The sequence below is a fragment of the Pseudomonas sp. HK3 genome (assembly GCF_052920985.1).
Genome location: NZ_JBREXD010000003.1, coordinates 542,513 through 560,145, shown reverse-complemented (window position 1 = coordinate 560,145; position 17,633 = coordinate 542,513). Strand labels below are relative to the sequence as shown.

Annotated in this window: 18 protein-coding genes and 1 pseudogene; 9 read left to right on the top strand and 10 right to left on the bottom strand. The window is 42.4% G+C overall.

Annotation, left to right across the window (positions count from 1 at the left end; all coding sequences use genetic code 11):
* Position 1 precedes the first annotated feature (1 nt).
* Positions 2 to 1,457, bottom strand: a pseudogene (locus tag ACU6U9_RS18065) (circularly permuted type 2 ATP-grasp protein).
* 80 nt (positions 1,458 to 1,537) lie between these two features.
* A complete protein-coding gene (locus tag ACU6U9_RS18060) occupies positions 1,538 to 2,626 on the bottom strand; it encodes a zinc-binding metallopeptidase family protein (RefSeq protein WP_446736391.1) in 1,089 nt (362 codons plus the stop codon).
* 198 nt (positions 2,627 to 2,824) lie between these two features.
* On the opposite strand from ACU6U9_RS18060, the gene ACU6U9_RS18055 reads away from it, so the two are divergent.
* The 6 genes from ACU6U9_RS18055 to ACU6U9_RS18030 all read left to right on the top strand — a co-directional run bounded on the left by ACU6U9_RS18055 (position 2,825) and on the right by ACU6U9_RS18030 (position 8,041).
* Positions 2,825 to 4,570, top strand: a complete 1,746-nt coding sequence (locus tag ACU6U9_RS18055; protein WP_446736390.1) for an ABC transporter transmembrane domain-containing protein — start codon at positions 2,825 to 2,827, stop codon at positions 4,568 to 4,570.
* Between the two features lie 14 nt (positions 4,571 to 4,584).
* Complete coding sequence (locus ACU6U9_RS18050) at positions 4,585 to 4,788, top strand: hypothetical protein (RefSeq protein WP_446736389.1); 204 nt, start codon at positions 4,585 to 4,587, stop codon at positions 4,786 to 4,788.
* Positions 4,789 to 4,796: 8 nt separating this feature from the next.
* Positions 4,797 to 5,003 carry a hypothetical protein gene (locus ACU6U9_RS18045; protein WP_446736388.1) on the top strand — a complete coding sequence of 69 codons (207 nt, stop codon included), beginning with the start codon at positions 4,797 to 4,799 and terminating at the stop codon, positions 5,001 to 5,003.
* Positions 5,004 to 5,065: 62 nt separating this feature from the next.
* Positions 5,066 to 5,461 carry a GGDEF domain-containing protein gene (locus ACU6U9_RS18040; RefSeq protein ID WP_446736387.1) on the top strand — a complete coding sequence of 132 codons (396 nt, stop codon included), beginning with the start codon at positions 5,066 to 5,068 and terminating at the stop codon, positions 5,459 to 5,461.
* Positions 5,462 to 5,621: 160 nt separating this feature from the next.
* Complete coding sequence (locus tag ACU6U9_RS18035) at positions 5,622 to 6,944, top strand: sphingomyelin phosphodiesterase (protein WP_446736386.1); 1,323 nt, start codon at positions 5,622 to 5,624, stop codon at positions 6,942 to 6,944.
* 236 nt (positions 6,945 to 7,180) lie between these two features.
* Positions 7,181 to 8,041 carry a PA4780 family RIO1-like protein kinase gene (locus ACU6U9_RS18030; RefSeq protein WP_446736385.1) on the top strand — a complete coding sequence of 287 codons (861 nt, stop codon included), beginning with the start codon at positions 7,181 to 7,183 and terminating at the stop codon, positions 8,039 to 8,041.
* A 65-nt stretch (positions 8,042 to 8,106) separates the two neighbouring features.
* Here the strand turns inward: ACU6U9_RS18030 and ACU6U9_RS18025 are convergent, their stop codons facing one another.
* Positions 8,107 to 8,520 carry a GNAT family N-acetyltransferase gene (locus ACU6U9_RS18025; RefSeq protein ID WP_446736384.1) on the bottom strand — a complete coding sequence of 138 codons (414 nt, stop codon included), beginning with the start codon at positions 8,518 to 8,520 and terminating at the stop codon, positions 8,107 to 8,109.
* 120 nt (positions 8,521 to 8,640) lie between these two features.
* On the opposite strand from ACU6U9_RS18025, the gene ACU6U9_RS18020 reads away from it, so the two are divergent.
* Positions 8,641 to 9,240 carry a LysE/ArgO family amino acid transporter gene (locus ACU6U9_RS18020; RefSeq protein WP_446736383.1) on the top strand — a complete coding sequence of 200 codons (600 nt, stop codon included), beginning with the start codon at positions 8,641 to 8,643 and terminating at the stop codon, positions 9,238 to 9,240.
* A 137-nt stretch (positions 9,241 to 9,377) separates the two neighbouring features.
* Here ACU6U9_RS18020 and ACU6U9_RS18015 read toward each other — a convergent pair whose 3' ends face one another.
* From ACU6U9_RS18015 to ACU6U9_RS18000, 4 genes are all read right to left on the bottom strand, one after another.
* The gene (locus ACU6U9_RS18015; protein ID WP_446736382.1) at positions 9,378 to 9,845 is read right to left on the bottom strand and encodes a hypothetical protein; all 468 of its coding nucleotides are present in this window, start codon (positions 9,843 to 9,845) and stop codon (positions 9,378 to 9,380) included.
* A gap of 144 nt (positions 9,846 to 9,989) precedes the next feature.
* The gene (locus ACU6U9_RS18010) at positions 9,990 to 10,754 is read right to left on the bottom strand and encodes a DUF1456 family protein (RefSeq protein ID WP_446736381.1); all 765 of its coding nucleotides are present in this window, start codon (positions 10,752 to 10,754) and stop codon (positions 9,990 to 9,992) included.
* A 139-nt stretch (positions 10,755 to 10,893) separates the two neighbouring features.
* Positions 10,894 to 11,928, bottom strand: coding sequence for a DUF4785 family immunoglobulin-like domain-containing protein (locus ACU6U9_RS18005; RefSeq protein ID WP_446736380.1), 1,035 nt, complete (start codon positions 11,926 to 11,928; stop codon positions 10,894 to 10,896).
* 95 nt (positions 11,929 to 12,023) lie between these two features.
* Positions 12,024 to 13,073 carry a hypothetical protein gene (locus ACU6U9_RS18000; protein ID WP_446736379.1) on the bottom strand — a complete coding sequence of 350 codons (1,050 nt, stop codon included), beginning with the start codon at positions 13,071 to 13,073 and terminating at the stop codon, positions 12,024 to 12,026.
* A 298-nt stretch (positions 13,074 to 13,371) separates the two neighbouring features.
* Here ACU6U9_RS18000 and ACU6U9_RS17995 point away from each other — a divergent pair, with 298 nt between their 5' ends.
* Positions 13,372 to 13,632: a VF530 family protein gene (locus ACU6U9_RS17995; protein ID WP_446736378.1), complete on the top strand. Its 261-nt coding sequence runs from the start codon at positions 13,372 to 13,374 to the stop codon at positions 13,630 to 13,632.
* On the opposite strand, the gene ACU6U9_RS17990 is transcribed toward ACU6U9_RS17995, so the two are convergent.
* The 3 genes from ACU6U9_RS17990 to ACU6U9_RS17980 all read right to left on the bottom strand — a co-directional run bounded on the left by ACU6U9_RS17990 (position 13,629) and on the right by ACU6U9_RS17980 (position 16,417).
* Positions 13,629 to 13,796, bottom strand: a complete 168-nt coding sequence (locus ACU6U9_RS17990; protein WP_446736377.1) for a DUF2986 domain-containing protein — start codon at positions 13,794 to 13,796, stop codon at positions 13,629 to 13,631. The two genes, ACU6U9_RS17995 and ACU6U9_RS17990, sit on opposite strands and share 4 nt — an antisense overlap.
* A 54-nt stretch (positions 13,797 to 13,850) precedes the next feature.
* A complete protein-coding gene (locus tag ACU6U9_RS17985) occupies positions 13,851 to 15,257 on the bottom strand; it encodes an aminotransferase-like domain-containing protein (protein WP_446736376.1) in 1,407 nt (468 codons plus the stop codon).
* A 326-nt stretch (positions 15,258 to 15,583) separates the two neighbouring features.
* Entirely contained in the window at positions 15,584 to 16,417 is an 834-nt protein-coding gene (locus ACU6U9_RS17980) for a metal-dependent hydrolase (protein WP_446736375.1), read from the bottom strand.
* A gap of 114 nt (positions 16,418 to 16,531) precedes the next feature.
* Here ACU6U9_RS17980 and ACU6U9_RS17975 point away from each other — a divergent pair, with 114 nt between their 5' ends.
* Positions 16,532 to 17,632 carry a helix-turn-helix domain-containing protein gene (locus tag ACU6U9_RS17975; RefSeq protein ID WP_446736374.1) on the top strand — a complete coding sequence of 367 codons (1,101 nt, stop codon included), beginning with the start codon at positions 16,532 to 16,534 and terminating at the stop codon, positions 17,630 to 17,632.
* Position 17,633 lies beyond the last annotated feature (1 nt).

The following is a 17,633-nucleotide window of genomic DNA, read 5'->3' as shown; positions in this document are numbered from 1 at the left end:
TTTATTCTGACTCCATATCGACAATCCAAGTATCCTTACTGCCACCACCTTGTGATGAATTGACAACAATAGATCCTTTGCGAAGCGCAACGCGGGTTAATCCGCCGGTTGTAACGGTTGTGTCTTTACCACTTAAAATAAATGGCCTTAGGTCCAAGTGACGCGGCTCTACATCGGTGCCTACAAGTGTTGGCGCGGTAGAGAGCATGAGCATAGGTTGGGCGATATAGTTTCTAGGGTCGGCTGTGACCAGTTTTTTAAATGCTTCATGTTCTTTTTTAGTCGCATGGGGACCAATTAGCATGCCGTAGCCACCTGACTCATTGGCCGGTTTTACAACCAGTTTTTCAATGTTGTTAACGACATATTCTAAGTCATCTGGGTTGATGCATTTATAAGTGGGTACGTTTGATAGGATGGGTTTTTCGTTTAGGTAGTACTCGATAATCTCTGGTACAAATGCATAAACCACTTTGTCATCTGCTACGCCAGAGCCGGGAGCGTTTGCCAGTGCCACTTTACCTGATTGCCAAGCTCGCATTAGGCCTGGTACGCCCAGTGTTGATTCAGGATCAAACACTTCAGGGTCAAGGAATGAATCATCAATACGACGGTAAATAACATCGACCTGTGATAGTCCATGAATGGTTCGCATGAATACAAAGTCGTTTTCGTCAACAATTAAGTCATCGCCGACAACTAACTCAGCGCCCATTTGTTGTGCAAGATAAGCGTGCTCAAAATAGGCTGAATTGTAAATGCCGGGTGTGAGTACGACGATTTCGGGCTCATCAATTTTTCTAGGGGATAATTGTGCCAGCATGTCATATAAGTCAGAAACATAATCATCAACGGGCAGAATGTTATAAGTGTCGAACATTTCAGGGAATACGCGTTTCATTACTTGTCTGTTTTCAAGCATGTAAGACACACCAGACGGCACACGCAAGTTATCTTCTAGGACATAAACAGTACCGTCATTATCTCGAACTAGGTCTGAGCCGCAAATGTGTGCCCATACACCGAAGGGCGGTGTGATGCCCTTACATTTAGGTAAAAAGTTTTTAGACTTTTCTAGTAAATTGGCTGGGAATACATCGTCTTTAATGATGTTTTGATCGTTATATAAGTCATTTATAAATAGGCTTAAGTGCTTTGGCCCTTTGCTTTAGGCCAACCTCAATGGTGTCCCATTCTTTTTTGTCAATCATACGAGGGATGATGTCAAACGGCCACGCTCGATCAATCGAGCCTTCTTCATCATTATACACTCGGAAGGTGATGCCCATGGTTTGAATAGCAAGATCGGATGCGGCTTTAAATTCGATGATTTCTTCGCTAGTAAGGCCCGCTAAAAACTCAGATAATTCTTTCGAAAAGGATCGAGGGTTGCCTGCCTTTTTGATCATTTCGTCGTGCAGGTTGTCAACCGTGTATTTTTCCCAGTTTATGGTCATCTATTCATACCTCACTGTATCCATGGAAATTCTATGACTGAATGCGTTTAAGCGTAAGAAGCATTGATGTGTGGTTTTATTCACAATTTTAATGCTGAATTCTTTATTACATTGTGCACAAATCGAAGTTTGTTTAATGCCGATATTGAAATCACAAAAGGATAAGCATCATCATGGCCCATGCTGCGGTTAATGGCATTGATTGCTTTTGTAAGTCGACACCAATCATCAAATAATTGTGTAAAACTGATAGCCGTGTACGTTGAGTCAACGTGATCGTATTTTACCAATGGGTTTTCTACATGTTGGTTTGAAATACTGAGCTTATAGTTATTGGCGGTTTCTAGTGTGTCCACCATGTGTAAATAGTGCGCCCAAGTCTCAGCCCAGTCTTCCCATGGGTGCATGCTGGCATATGCACTGATCCAAATGTCTTGCCAATTAAGATTCGGGCCGTTTCTATAATATTCATCTAGCGCAAATTTATAGCTTAAGCGGTCATCCCCAAAAAGCTCTCTGAATTCATCTATTAATGGAGTGTCTTGGATTAATAGATCCCAATAATAGTGCCCTGACTCATGGCGGAAGTGACCTATCAATGTGCGGTACTGTTCGTTCATTTGTTCTCGCATTTCAATGCGAGTACTGGGTTCAGCTTCGTTTAAATTGAGGGTGATTAAGCCAGAGCTATGACCCGTTACGACGTATTCCTTTACTGTGAGTTCGTTGCCGTATTCATCTTCTACTTGGTTTTCTAAAAACGAAAACCCTAGCCCTTTTCGTGGATCTGTACTGCGATCAATAACGGGTAGGTTTAATTTAAATAATGTGTAAAGCAAACGGCGTTTGGCTTGCTCCATGCGAAACCATAATTGGCTGTTTTCAGGTTTGTCTTGATTAGGGATGACAACATTCAGCCGACACGATGAGCATAGCTCGTTGTTGTCGTCAGCCGGAACCATCCAATTACAAACGTTATAAACCGTATAGTTTTTACACTTACGGTAAAGTTTTTTATTGGTTGAGTCATGATATAAGCCGTTACCAGCTGGGTAGACACTGCTTATTTTTAATACGTCAGGCAAAAAACCAAGTGTAGCGTTGCAGTTTACACAAACGCTGTTTTGAAAGTTAAGCGTATTACCACATTGACACGTGAACGTTTTCAAATAAATGCCCTGAAGCTTAAGTATTAGGGTGAAGCGTCTTCAATACTAACAGTAATTAGGGCTTTTGCTATAGAGAGTCGCATGTTTGGCTAAATTGAGAAAAAGGTCTGTTTATATAGGTATTTAAAGTCACAGTCAGGCTTATCTTGTATATGGAATGGTTGTCTTTACAATGAATTGTTCATTAAAGGGTACATTATGCTTACTTGGCTTTGGCAATACGTTAAACCTTATCGCGCGCGATTAACACTCGCTATCGTTGCGCTGATCGCAACTTCTGCGTTGACCTTGTCTATTGGTCAAGGTATTCGCTTAATGGTCGACGAGGGGTTTGGTGCGAAATCGTTTGAGGGTTTGGCTCAAGCACTTTCTTTATTTAGCGTGATTGTGGTGGCGTTAGCAACGGGAGCTTATTTTCGTTTTTATATGGTCTCGTGGATTGGTGAGCGGGTAGTAGCCGATATTCGTATTCGCTTGTATGAGCACCTAGTGAGTTTGCCACCTAGTTTTTTTGAAGACAATTTAGCGGGCGAAATTCAAAGCCGCGTCACAACCGATACCACACTATTGCAAACCGTTATCGGGTCGTCCTTTTCGTTTGCATTGCGTAATAGCCTTACGTTTATTGGTGGGCTAGGGCTTATGTTTGTGAGCAATATAAAGCTCAGTTTAATTGTTCTGACGGTTGTGCCATTTATCATATTTCCGCTGATTTATTTTGGTCGTAAAGTGAAAAAGCTGTCCCGCGAGAGCCAAGACAAAGTTGCCAGCGTGGGGGCTTGGGCTGGTGAAAGTTTACAGCATATAAAAGTGGTGCAAGCCTTTACACGTGAAGATTTAGTTATCGAGCAGTTTAGTTATTCTGCCGAGGGTGCGTTTGATGTTGCATTAAAACGTATACAGCAGCGTGCGATTTTAATTGCGTTGGTGATGGTTTTGGTAATGGGGGCTATTGCCGGCATGCTGTATGTGGGCGGTAACGATGTACTAACGGGTGAACTGTCGGCTGGTGAACTCTCTGCATTTGTATTTTATGCCATCATGGTGGCGGGATCATTGGCCGCTGTAACAGAGGTTTATGGTGAGGTGCAGCGTGCAGCCGGTGCCGCTGAGCGAATTCGAGAATTACTGGATACGCAGTCGGATATTCAATCACCTGAAAAAGGGCTTGAAAATGTTTTTGATGTCATTGATCAAGCCAATTTAATTGAATTCACAGAGGTCAACTATACCTATCCTTCTCGCCCTGATCACAAAGCGCTTTCTGGGTTAAATCTCACGGGAAAAGTGGGAGAGCGTATTGCCTTGGTTGGGCCTTCTGGGGCAGGTAAGTCGACACTTTTTGATTTGTTACTGCGCTTTCGCGACCCTCAGTCAGGGGCTATTTGTATCGCAGGGCAAAACATAAAGGATATGGACCTACAGCAATTACGTAACTTATTTGCTTTGGTGCCCCAGCAACCGGTCTTATTCAGTGCCAATGTTTGGGATAACCTGCGTTATGGGGCCCCAGATGCCACTGAAGATCAGGTGATTAAGGCGGCTGAAGCGGCTCATGCCCATGAATTTATCATGCAATTACCCAATGGTTATCAGTCATTTTTGGGGGAGCAAGGCGTAAAATTATCAGGTGGCCAGCGACAGCGTTTGGCCATTGCACGCGCCATTTTGCGAGACCCTAAAATCTTATTGCTAGATGAAGCCACCAGTGCACTCGATGCGCAAAGTGAGCACCTTGTACAGCAAGCGTTAAATGAGCTCATGAAAGATCGAACCACGTTAATTATTGCGCATCGATTGGCAACTGTGGTGCATGTCGATCGAATTATAGTGATGGATCATGGTGTGATTGTTGATCAAGGTACGCACCATCAATTGATGTCGTCGAGCAAGCTGTATCAGCGTTTAGCAAAATTACAATTTAACGTAGAGCACTTGAGTTAAGTGTTAATCACTTTATGCTTGATCATCGAGATGAGGTGTTTCCAAAAAAGCCAATTATCTCTAGTGGTGTGAATATATTTGATTGGGAACGATTTAACGCCCACGAAAATTTCACAGGCATTTTAGAGGGTATGGAGGTTGAGAAAAAATTAAGCTTAATTAAGCGTCTTCAACCAAAGGTGAATAAGGTTTTTTACTTGGTGGCATATCTGGCTTAAGTCTCAATATGGTCAATGAGACCAAAAAGATTAGAAGTACTTGGCCAGATAAAAACTTAACCATAGAGATATTGGACTCATTTTCCATGGCAGAGTTGTATGAGCGAGTCACACAATTACCCGCGACTACCGCCACTTTAATGCTAGCGATTCATAATGACTGCTTAGGCCACTATTTTTCATATTCGGATGATTTAAAAAAAACTGGCGAATAAAAGCGCGGTACCCATTTATGACATGTGGCGTGATGATGGGTAACGGTGTGATCGGAGGGTATATGAATGACCCTTACGAGCATGGTCAAGAGGTAGACTTTTTGGCGCTTGTGGTTTTAGCGTGTACGGCTATCAATGAAATTGAGGTGCAGGCCAAGTCAAAATTTATACCGATGTTCGATTTTAATGTGCTTGAGCGCTATCGGATTGACATGAGTGTTTTGCCTGACGATAGCGTGATCATAAATACCCCTACATCCACTTATCAAGCGGTATGTAATCGAATTCTGAAGGATCTCAGTCATCATGCGTTTGCCACAGTTGGGTTGGCTACAGTCAGTATTGGTGTATCTAGCTTAAATGGCACGGGTTCGAATGAGGAGCTGATTAATAGAGCGGATAAGCGCCTATATAAAGCCAAGGGAAATGGGCGTGATCAGGTGGTTGCAGGTGATTAATATACCTTATTTGGCCAGCTTTATATCTTATCTGGCCATTGTCTTAATTGGCCCCACAGATTGTCTTGTATTGTCATGATACTGTCTTATAACACTATCTACAATGATCTCAGCATAGCTATCACTGGCTATTAGAATGATAAAACATCGTGGATAAAATATGAAAATGCTTCGCTATCTTTTCTTAATGAGTCTGTTTGTTACAGCAAATGCTTTCTCAGAAAGCTATATGTACTTAACTAACAACACTCAAAAAACGTTAACCCTTCATACGATACAAACGGGTCATAACAATATTTCCCATGGCAATCAATGGGAGTTATTGGCTCGAGAAGTGCCGCCATTAGGTACGATAAAATTTTTGCGCTTTAATCGTGACAAAGGAATTAAATGGGGCAAGGAATATGAGTTTAATACGTATGTTTCTGGTTTAGATGAGCAAGTGGTTTTGCGCCAAAAATTACGCGGCACCATGACGTTCAGTAAAATGTGGTTGAGCGGCCAGCAAGATGCTTGGCATTATGATCGTGATATCCATAAAGTGAACCTAAATGGTACCCAAACACTGGCGTTCAAATCGCAATACGCACGTGCGTCAGGGGATGATATTCGTTATGTCATTCATGAGGACTTCCAAGTTCAAGAAAAAAGCCAGTATTCAAATGAGCTAAATGTTTTAACTTACAATACTTGGGCGTTGCTACCAGGAATAGAAGCCAAGAACACAGGTAACCGTTTAAATACCATCGCGCAATATATGAAAAACTATGATGTGATTGTATTCCAAGAAGTATTTGATCCTATTTTAACCGCACGCTTTAGAAAAAATATTTCAAAAGAATATCCATACCTAACTGAAATTCCTTGGAAGTTTGGCAAAATCTTAACCGGTGGTTCGTTCATCGCAAGTCGTTGGCCGATCGAAGCACAAGATGCGGTTGTCTATGACGCTTGCCGTGCGGATGGTTGTCTTGCCGGTAAGGGTGTGAATTACGCTAAAATCCGTAAGGGTAGTCATGCATACCATGTCTTTGGCACACACACTCATGCTTACACGGGTGCCGATGACATTGCTACGCGCTTTGCTCAGTTAGCGCAATTTAAAGCCTTAATTGATAGTAAAGACATTCCGTATGCAGAGCCTGTGATTATGGCTGGTGACTTTAATGTCGATAAGCTGCACTTCCCGCAAGAGCATGCTGATTTTTTAAGTTTGTTTGATGCTACTGAGCCTCAAGCGACAGGTGAATATCCGCATTCTTATGCCGGTCCTGTGAATGTGTATGCGGACGATGAGTACACTGAATACCTTGATTATATTTTATACAGTAACGCGCATTTAGCGCCGTATGATTCGAACAATGCACTGTTAACGCCAAGAAGCATTGCGTCAGAACATTGGGGTAGCTGGGATTTATCCGACCATTATCCCGTTAAAGCTGAACTGTCTTTCCCGCTACAACCTGAATACATGCCGTTTTAATACACTAAGATGCTTATTTTTTAAGCGTAATCTCTCTTTTATCCAACCCCGTAAGGGGTTGGATGCTTTTTCTTGCCTTATATTGCATTGTCATCAATACAAACCTCTAAAGCTTCGTTAAAATAGCCGCCTGTTCTCACAGTAATATAGGAAGGATATGACGGTACACATGAGTCGGCTCTTAGATATAAGAGCGGTAGATTCCATCAATGGGCTAAGTAAGGTATAACGGCCCAATGAAGATTCCAAAACGATTACAACCTCTTTATGAGGACGGTTTGATTGATGATGTTGTCAGTCAGCTAATGAGTGGTAAAGAAGCCACTGTTTATGTTGTGGCCAGCGGTGATGAAATTTTATGCGCCAAGGTTTATAAAGACGCGGACCAACGTAGCTTTAAACAAGCAGTGCAATATCAAGAGGGGCGAAAATCTAAAAATAGCCGTCGCCAGCGCGCCATGGAAAAAGGCAGTAAATATGGCCGTAAACAGCAAGAAGATGCGTGGCATAACGCTGAAGTTGATGCCTTATACAAACTAGACGCGGCCGATGTACGAGTGCCAACTCCGTATGGCTGTTTTGATGGTGTGCTTTTGATGGAGCTGGTCACCGATGACGAAGGCAATGTTGCGCCGCGTTTAAATGATGTAGGACTGAACGAAGCTCAGGCCGTTGAAGATCATGCCATGATGATGGAATACGTTAAACGCATGTTATGCGCGGGTATTGTCCATGGTGATTTATCTGAGTTTAACGTTTTAGTTGACGACTATGGCCCAGTGATCATTGATTTGCCTCAAGCTGTAGATGCGGCGGCTAACATGCATGCTAAATCTATGCTTGAACGTGACGTGAACAATATGCGTGATTATTACGCCCAATACGCACCACAACTTTTAAATACTAAGTATGCAAAAGAAATTTGGGCGTTATACGAAGACGGTGATTTAAAGCCGGATACGCCGATCACGGGTTTGTTTGAAGAAGACGAAAGCAGTGCTGATGTTGATTCTGTACTTGAAGAAATTAAAGCCGCTTTATTCGAAGAGCAAGAAAAACAAGCTCGCTTAAAAGAAGATGAAGAAGACGACTTTTAAACGACGTCTGGCTTCGAAAAAAACCATGGCTTTTAGTCATGGTTTTTTTGTTTTAGGCTCATGTTTTATAAGATAGTTTGATGACGTTCAAGTACCCAGCAGCGCTCGTTACGATTAAAACCAATGTGCTGGTAATATTCGTTAGCGGCGGGTGCCGAAATCAAAATCAACTTACATTTTTCATTTAACTTATTTTGAACACGAATTTGCAATTGCTTGCCTATGCCTTGTTTCTGGTAAGCCTCATCGACGGCTAAGTCAGATAAATAACAGGCATAGTGAAAATCAGTGACGCAGCGTGCAATACCAATAAGCTTGTTGTCATCCCATGCGGTGATGGTTAGGTTGGCGTGATCAAGCATGCCTTGCAGGCAAGCTCTATCTTCGATAGGGCGTCTGCGCGCCAAAGAAGAGTGCTCCAATAGCATCACAAATTGATCAACCGAAATAGGATGATTGATTTTATATTCAGCCTGCATAGTATTGTCCCTAATATATGTGCTGTTAAATTAGATGGGTGGCATAATATATCGGTTTTATGCGCGGTTATAAATCGTGCTTAGTTGTTTTTTCATTTTTTGATAATCGGATACGAAAATATGCAAGGCTATTTTGCAGGGCTGTCTTTGGGTTTTAGTTTGATTTTAGCAATTGGTGCGCAAAATGCCTTTGTATTGCGCCAAGGTTTAAAGCAACAGCATGTATTTTTAGTGTTTATAATTTGTGCGGTATCCGATGCATTACTCATCACCGCGGGTGTGGCAGGTTTCGCGAGTATTATTAAGCAGCTGCCATGGTTAGAGCCAGTGGCTCGCTATGGCGGTGTGGCTTTTTTAGCAGTATATGGTGCAAAGAGTTTATGGCAGGCTTTTAAAGCTCCCGAAAACTTAGTGGCCAGCGAAGAGGTGGTCACTTCTGCTACAAAAGTGGCCATGATGTGTTTAGCGTTTACGTGGTTAAACCCTCATGTGTATCTGGATACGGTTTTCTTGTTGGGTGCGATTTCGACACAGTACCCATTGCAGCAAGTTCAATTTGCATTAGGTGGCGTTACCGCTTCGTTTATATTTTTTGGCGCATTGGCTTATGGCGCAAGACTGCTGGCGCCAGTATTTGAGAAACCCACGGCTTGGCGTGTGTTTGATGTGATCATTGCATTGGTCATGTGGTTGATTGCACTTAAATTGTTATTGGTGTGATATTACAGGCAGCTTAATGCAGAGCTGCCATTAGGTGTTAAAGGCAAGATGAGAGTTCTGAATTGTAAGTACAATCGGGATTATAATTTTTTATTCAGCACTTAATTACGCGAACTCAATTCTGCTGAGTGATTTAGTTAGGCGTCTTCAAGATATTGTACATGGGGCGGTGCTAACTTTAAAAATACGCCTAAAGCCATTAATAAAAGGGCCGCACTGACTAAAATGGCAACAGGGTAATAAAGGTTGCCTGCTAAATCTAATTGGCTGTATTTAATTACCATGATTAGACCTTCTAGTGATAACGCAACGCACACTGTACCAATGAATCTAGGCAGTGTTCGGCGTAACATAATAATGACGTCATGATCGGCTTCTTGGCCATATTCTTTTCCAATAACCATTGCCAATTCAAACACCGCAATGGCGATGACGCTACCGTTAATGACTTTAATAATTATTTGAGTGATGTCGCCACCGCTTACAATTTCTTCAAACGCAACACCAATAGTAGACAGTAGAATGCTGGCAGCAAGAATATAAAAAACAAACGTGAATGCTTTGGCAAAGTATCGCTGAAAATTAATCGATAATATGGATTTCATCTGGTTACCTGTTACGACGATTTGATTGTCTATCTTCAATAAAATTGAATATAGATAAGATTCGACCGTAATTGTTGCAAAAGTTCAGGGGGGTGAAACGTGATGCGACAGGCTTCACAAAAGCCTGTCTAATATGAATGGTGGTTATTTGTTGGGCGCTTTAGGAGAGCTGGTTTGCCAAATTGATTCATTAGCGGGCTTTTTATCTGAGCTGTTTTTGTTGCTTGTTTTATCTTTTTTCAACGAAATAGTCGGGCGCTGTTTGGCTTTCTCTTCAGCGGGTTTGTCGTTTTCAAATTTAGGGTTTTTATAAACCACTTTCTCACTTTCTTTTTTCGGTTTTAGGTATGGCTTGGTATCTGGCTTGCCTTTATTCTTTTTGTACGATTCTTTTTTATTTTCGGTTTTGCTTTTGCTTACTTGGAATTCAGATTGTTTTTTGGCCGTAGAGTCGTTTGTGTGTTTCTTTTGCAAGCCTTGCAAGAAATTACGTAAGATTTGATCTTGGCATTCGCGGTAATGTCTGTGGTCAGGCTTACGGAAAAACGCCGTAAGTTCTGCTTTGCCCATTAAAAATTCAGCGCTTTCTAGTAAGTCTAAAATGTCTTGATCAATTAGATTAAGTGCAATTTTTAGCTTTCTAAAAATAATGTTGTTGTTGAGGCTAAATTCAGCCTTAGGGGCATCACCCTCTTTTTTACCGCGTTTTTCAATGATAAAGCCATTTAAGAATTGGGCCATTTCATGGTCTGAGCAACGCACGTAATCTGGGTCATCATCTTTTTTTAGCCAAGTATTAACAAGGGCAGGCGTTACGTCTAAACCACCGAGTGCACAAATGGCGACCATTTTTGGGTCATTGTAGTTGAAGGTGTAGCGTAAGCGTCGAAGAACGTAGTTATTGGTCACAAAAAGCCCAGATGAAATCGGATAAACAAAGCTTAATTCTAGCGGATTTTGCCGTAAATTTATTGGTAAATTTGCTTATGTTATCAATCGGTCTAACAAATCGCCCTAATTTAACCACTGTTTGCGTGCAGCGTGGCCATTATTGAAGCTTTTGTAGGAATTCTAGCCTGGCCTCATCTTGTGGGTCACTCCACGGGGTTGTGTCATATTGATTAAGAGCAAAGCCCTCAATTTTTTCTGCACTTATATTACTGTCGCCATAGCTTGTACGAATACCTGGGCGTTCGGGCAGTTTGGTGAGCGTCCAAGTATCAAGTATGTAGGGGCCTGGATTATTAGCGGCTCTTAGTACCTCGCTGTGTACTTGTAAGGTCCAAGTATTTTTGCCTTTTTTCAGATTTTGCTTGGCAGTTAGGTGGGCAATAGGGCTTTTGTCTTGGCTGAAAAAATTAGCCGTTAAGCGGTATCGTCCAGATTCATTGATATTGAGTTGTACGGGAATACTCAAATTTACCCCGTCTACATAAGCCTTGCTAATTGACAATATAGTGCCGTTATCCGGTGAGTATTTAATGGGCGATAAAATTGCCAATCGACCATGTTCTGCAAAATTAAATGTGGCTTTAATGTGTAAATCAACGGGCCAATCTTTGCCTTTTGAGTCCAATATTGCCAGATAGGCGTTATCTTTTTCAGTCACGCTAAATCGGCTGAGTGTCTTGTTGTTCTCAACTAGTTCGATGGAAACCTGAGTGGGTTGAATGCGCCCTGAAGACGAAAGGGTGGCTTTAATGATATCACCTTGCTTGTAGTTAAATTGTTCAGGTGACAGCTGTGCACTGTCATCAACATCTTTACCTAGGTTTAAGCTGACAGGTAGCGCTTTTAGTGGCTCTAAAAGATCGGTTTGGCCCTCATTAATGGGGGTAGAATAATGGGGGAAGCGAATATTTTGTTGGTAATGGCTAGCCAATACGGCCATTTGTTCGCCTAGTTCTTTTTCAAGTATTTTTACATCTGCTGCTGGCATATCTTGTTTCACCGCAGCAGTGGGCGTCGTTTGGGTGATGGACGCGGGTGTTGAATGCATTGAGTTGGACTCAATAATCCCAACGTCGCTTAACATAAACCCTAAAGTAGCCATCACTACGATGCCTATTATCCATAAACGCATATTGGACCTTTTAATGCTCGAAAACTTAAGGAGGCGCAAAGAAAAAGGCTAATGAGTATGACTTCATTAGCCTTTAGCTTCAGTGTAGATGACAGCTAGTTATTGAGTGTTTCGTATACTTTTTGGCTCATGGTCGAGTTTTTGCTGTTGGTCACATATAGGTAGTCAGCGAACCAGCCATCGTAGTACTCAGTTGAGAAGTCTACGTTGATGCCACCAGCATTGAAGTTGTTATCAACATAAGTCAATTGCACACCGGATTGATCACCGATGGTGCCGGTATGATGGGTTTTATTGCCCATTAATACCGCGAAGTGATTTGCGAACAGGTTGCTGGGTGCATTTGCATTGCCGTTTTTGATCTTGCCATTAAATTCGACATTTTTAGAGCAGCTATCGTACGCATTAGGTTGTACCGCACCGCAACTTGAGTGAGTTGGCACAACACCGTCGTCGGTACCCGTAATAAAGCCACCTGTGATGCCATAATATGCATTGCCGGCGCCAGCAAAACGTAAGCGCGGTACATTGCTAGGAGATGTGGCCAAGTTACGCGCCGCAGCCGGTTGTAGGTCGTAAAGAACACCTAGGTCTTGGTCACTTTCTATTTTGCCGCCCATAAACCATTCAACGGCTGATACAGCAACTGAAGAGGCTGAATTGTTGCTTGTGACGACGGATACCACGGTGTCGGCTATTTCAGTGCCACCACCGGCACCTGCAAAATCTAAAGAGGTAAGGATGTTTAATGGTGTATGGCCATTTGCTGACAGCCAATCCGCTTGGTTTTCGATAAAGTAGCGGGCGACTAAGTCACCGGTTGAGTGGGTTACGAGTACACAACCATCGTTGCATAGGCCAGAAAGCGATAAATCAACCGCTTTGTCGTATAAACGCTGTGCGGTCTCACCTTCGATTCGTTTAGATGAGTCCCAATCAAGTCGTGCTTCAGCACGTGAATTCCAGTAGTCAGACCAATAATCTTGGCCATTTTGAACGATTTCGGCGCTAGAGCCAGGTTGGTTTAAGACGTTGTCAGCTTGAAAGCCATGAACAAGAATAACATTGTGGCCGGCTAACTGCGCTTGGCTGCTAGCAGCAAGGCCTGTTAGAACCAAAGCGGAAAGGATCGTTTTAAATTTCATATGGGTGCCTACATGCATTATTTTTATTATTGCAAAGCTTGGGCATCCTTTTACCAAACTCAACGGCAAGCAAATTATCATAGGCGCACCATACGAAAATGAGTGTTTGCTCTAATTTGGCCAAATATGACATTTATAATACTTTAGCATGGTCAATGTTGGTCCATTTTTAATACATTTAGGGCCAAAATGGTACATGTGTATTGTAACTGACTGTTAAAGATGGCTTTAAAAGATGCGCTGAAACGGATGTTAGGCGGTTTGTGGTATTATTTGTCTACTTTTTACAGGTGTATTTATGACGTCTCAAGTAAACAATCCCCTTCACGGGGTGACATTGAAGCAGTTAGTAACCGACTTGGTTGATCATCTAGGGTTTGAAGAGATGGGGCGGATTGTGGATATTCGCTGTTTTACTCATGACCCAAGCATTAACTCAAGTCTTAAGTTTTTACGCAAAACACAGTGGGCCAGAGATAAAGTCGAAGGGTTGTACTTAGAGCATCAACGAGCGATTGAGCAGAAAAAGCAGATTTATACTCAAACTAAAGACGATTAAGCCTGCTCTGAATCGCTGTTGATGTCAGGCTGATTGCCGTCTTCTTCTAATTTAGCGCGATCCGCTTTAGAGACGTACTTCGGTTTGTGCTTAGGGTTCGCTTTTAAGTTCGACTTTTTTGCTTTTTGCGACAGTTTAGTAAAAATTTTCTTTTTGCGGTTCATATTAGCCTCGTTTACAGAGGTGCATTGTAACGGCTTTAGCCGTTATGTTCTATCTCAGGCATCGGCTAAGCGGCCAAGTGTTTTGATGGCCTGCTTCACTTCTGCATCAATCGGTATTGCGCAATTTAGGCGTATGTAGTGATCGAACTCATTTGTATTTGAAAACATTGCACCCGGGGCGATGTTAATCCCTTCTTTTAATGCATTTTTTTGCAGTGCCATAACATCGGTTTTTTCAGGTAACGCGACCCAAATAATAAAGCCCCCTTTGGGTTTGCTGATGCGGGTCCCTGCAGGGAAAAACTGCTTAACCAACTGTGAAATATCATCTATGTTTTGCTGGCATGTGGCTCGTATTTTTCGTAAATGTTTATCGTAGTGACCGCTTTCTAAGTAGCTGCTTAATGCATATTGCGACAAGCTAGAGGGCGAGAAAGATGAATAGGTTTGTGCCGCAATGATATTACTATGTTGCTTGCCAGCAATGCACCAACCAACTCGTAAGCCCGGTGATAGGGTTTTAGAAAAACTTGAGCAGTGCATGACACGCCCATCAGTATCAAAGGTTTTAATGACGGTGTTAATAGGTTGGTTAAAGCCAAGCTCGCCATAGATATCATCTTCTAAAATATGGGCATCGTATTTTTGCGCAAGTGTAAATAACTGTTGTTGTTTGTCGGATTGAATGGCCGCCCCGGTAGGGTTGCTAAATCGAGCACTGACGGCGATGAGTTTAATTGGCCATTGTTTGAGGGCCAGTGTTAATGCATCTAAGCTGATGCCATCTTGTGCATCGGTCGGAATCTCAATGACTTGTAAGCCTAATAAACCGGCTAATTGTAAAAAGCCATAATAGCAGGGGCTTTCTACGGCAATAATATCCCCTGTTTGGGTCACACTCTTTAAGCATAAGCTCAGTGCCTCAGAGCATCCCTGTGTAATGACAATATCGTTAGGGTGACATTTAACACCCACAGTGCGCATGCGTGTCGCAATTTGACGGCGCAGTGATTCAAGCCCAGGTGAGAACAAATAATTAAAAACCTGTGTGCTTTGAAAGCGTGAAACCTTATGGATGTGAGTTTGCAGAGCATGATGGGGCATAAGCGCTTCATGGGCGATGGCTGCGCCAAAATTAACCGATGTGTCTTTATGCACGGCGTGCAACATCATGGCAATAATGTCACTTTTTTTAAATTCGTTAGGTTTGCTGCCTTTTGATACCGGTGGTGACTCTATAGGGTCATTCGCCCCATCTTTTACGTAATAACCCGATTGCGGTTTTGCGGTGAGATAGCCCTGATCTTCCAGTAGCGCGTAAGCCTGAGATATTGTACTGATGCTAACGGTTTTCACTTTGGCTAGGTTGCGAACACTGGGTACTTTCTGCCCCGCGATGTACACCCCTTGGTGTATATCTGATGCAATATCGTTAGCTACTTTCTGATATAGGGTGCTCATGTTCGTCACATTCTTGAAGTCTGGGGTCTATCATAATGGCTAAACTGTATTGTAGTGCATAACAGTTAATCTGTAATGAACCAGTACAGATTATTTTGAGCGTTGAGGGCAGGCTTGGCAGTGAGTGTGTTGGGCTTTATTAGTGTGACTGGTTGTGAGGGGATGACGGTAGGGTCGGTTAAAATAATACGGTGGCGATTGATTGAGCTAATCAAACCTAGAGACAAGCCTTGTAGGGCTTATCTCTTTAGGTTGTTTTCAATTGTTGTTTCGATTTTTATGGTCTTATTTGTTAGGCGATTACTTACGATAGTGTATCGGCATTTTTACGTTTCTTGTGCCGCAACATCAGGGAAGCGTTTTTCCCACCCCGTAATTAATGCAGACTGATCAATGTCGTTGGGGTGAAAGTCTCGTCGAAAAAACTTTTTAACCCCATGAACATTTTCACGCAAAAGACCTTTTTTACCCCAGAAAAAATTTGTGGCCTCAAACCATTCTTTTGCACTTGGTAGGTGTTTGGTTTTCCACAGTATGCGTATTTGAAAAATGGCCAGGCGTGTAAATAATGACAGCATGGCCACGACCATGACGCGACGACGCATCCATTCATTATTAACCTGTTGGCGAAACACATTAAAAGCCACCGATTTGTGTTCAATTTCTTCAACGCTGTGCCAAAGCATCATTTGGCGAAAGCTTTCTGGGCCTTTATCTAAAATTTCTGGGTTCTCTAAAATGAATTCAGCCAAGCTGGCGGTAAAGTGTTCCATCGCGACGGTGAGTGCCAGTTGGCGAGCAGGGCTAAACCGTTTTTTTAACATTTTAACGCGGGCGGTCATGCCCTTTGATACCATTGTCATGGGGATGCCGAGTTTTTCTATTTCATCGTTGATCTCTTCATGACAACGACCGTGATGCGCTTCTTGCCCAATAAAGCCGCGTATATCTGCCAGCATTTTTGGATCGTCAATTGCTTTTTGATAGTGACGTACTGTGTGTATGAAAAAGCGTTCGCCTTCAGGAAACATAGCAGAAAGGGAATAAAAGAAAGTGCTGATTAATGAATTGTTTTCTATGGCAAATTGCGACATTTTCATGTCGTCTGTATTAAATTGCATACGGCGTGGTTTTATTGCACCATCGTTAGGCTTTGTCATCGTTTTGTCTCTTTTATTATTATGACTTAACTATGGCACATGGACGTTAGTTGCTATAGGTGAATTAGATGCAACTTTGGGTGTTTTGAGATCAGGTTTTAGGGGCCGTTCTATATGACGATACTGCCAATGAATGAAGCGACAAACATTAAAGTCGGTGACGGTAACCTTACGATCTCTTCTGATTATTTAATTTTATTGTTGGAATTAGGTGTTGAGCTTGGTTTAAAGCAAAGTGATTTGCTGTTGGGCAGCGAGCTTGATGCCAGCATTGTGATTCGCCCCGGTATTTTAGTGGGGCATCAATCTTTTTTAAAAGTGGTGTCTAATTTTAGGCAGCAGCAACCCGATATGTCATTAGCGGTTACCTATGGAAAACGCATGACTGTATCCAAGCATGGTGCGTTAGGGATTGCGGCTCGTCATAGCCGAACCACTAACGATGCAGCAAGTGCCGTGACGGCTTATATGAGTACACGGGAGCAATTATTCAGTGTGTACCGAGAACGTGATTCCGAAAGCCGTCGACTGTATGTTGATCTAGAAGTTGAAAGCAGCGACGAAATATATTTTTTGATTTTAGCGTACCTCACCAGCATTGAATTTATTATTCGGCAAATGCTGTCTTATCCCGATGAAATTAAAACCAAAATTGAGTTGCCCATTAGGCCTAATTTTTGGCAAGGGCAGCCATTGCTTGACGACAGTATTGACCTTGATAGTTTGGCCCCTGGCGCGATTATTCAGTTTTCTGCGCCGCGTTGTATGTTACTTTGGCCGTCGCAATTACTGGATGATTTATTGCCGCTATTTGATCAAGATTTAGTGAAAATGGCGCAAGAGGTGTGCGAAGATGAATTAAAATCCATGTCGCAATTTACCCGTGTGAGTCAGGCGGTGGCACTGGCATTTAAAAATGCCGAGGGCAGTTTACCAACGATTGATCGGATTTCAGCCTCGCTAAACATGTCATCGGCAACACTAAAGCGAAAACTTAAATCAGAAGGGCAAAGTTTTCGAGATATCAAAGACGAAATACTGCATAAAAAAGCCATAAAATTATTAAGAGAAACACCGCAATCAATCGAACGGATTGCTACTCAGTTGGGGTATAGTGATGCGAGTAATTTTGCCAAAGCCTTTAAAGGCTGGAGCGGTATGAGCCCTAGCGAGTTTAGACAAACGTTGTTATCGCATGAAGACAAAACCAGTTAGG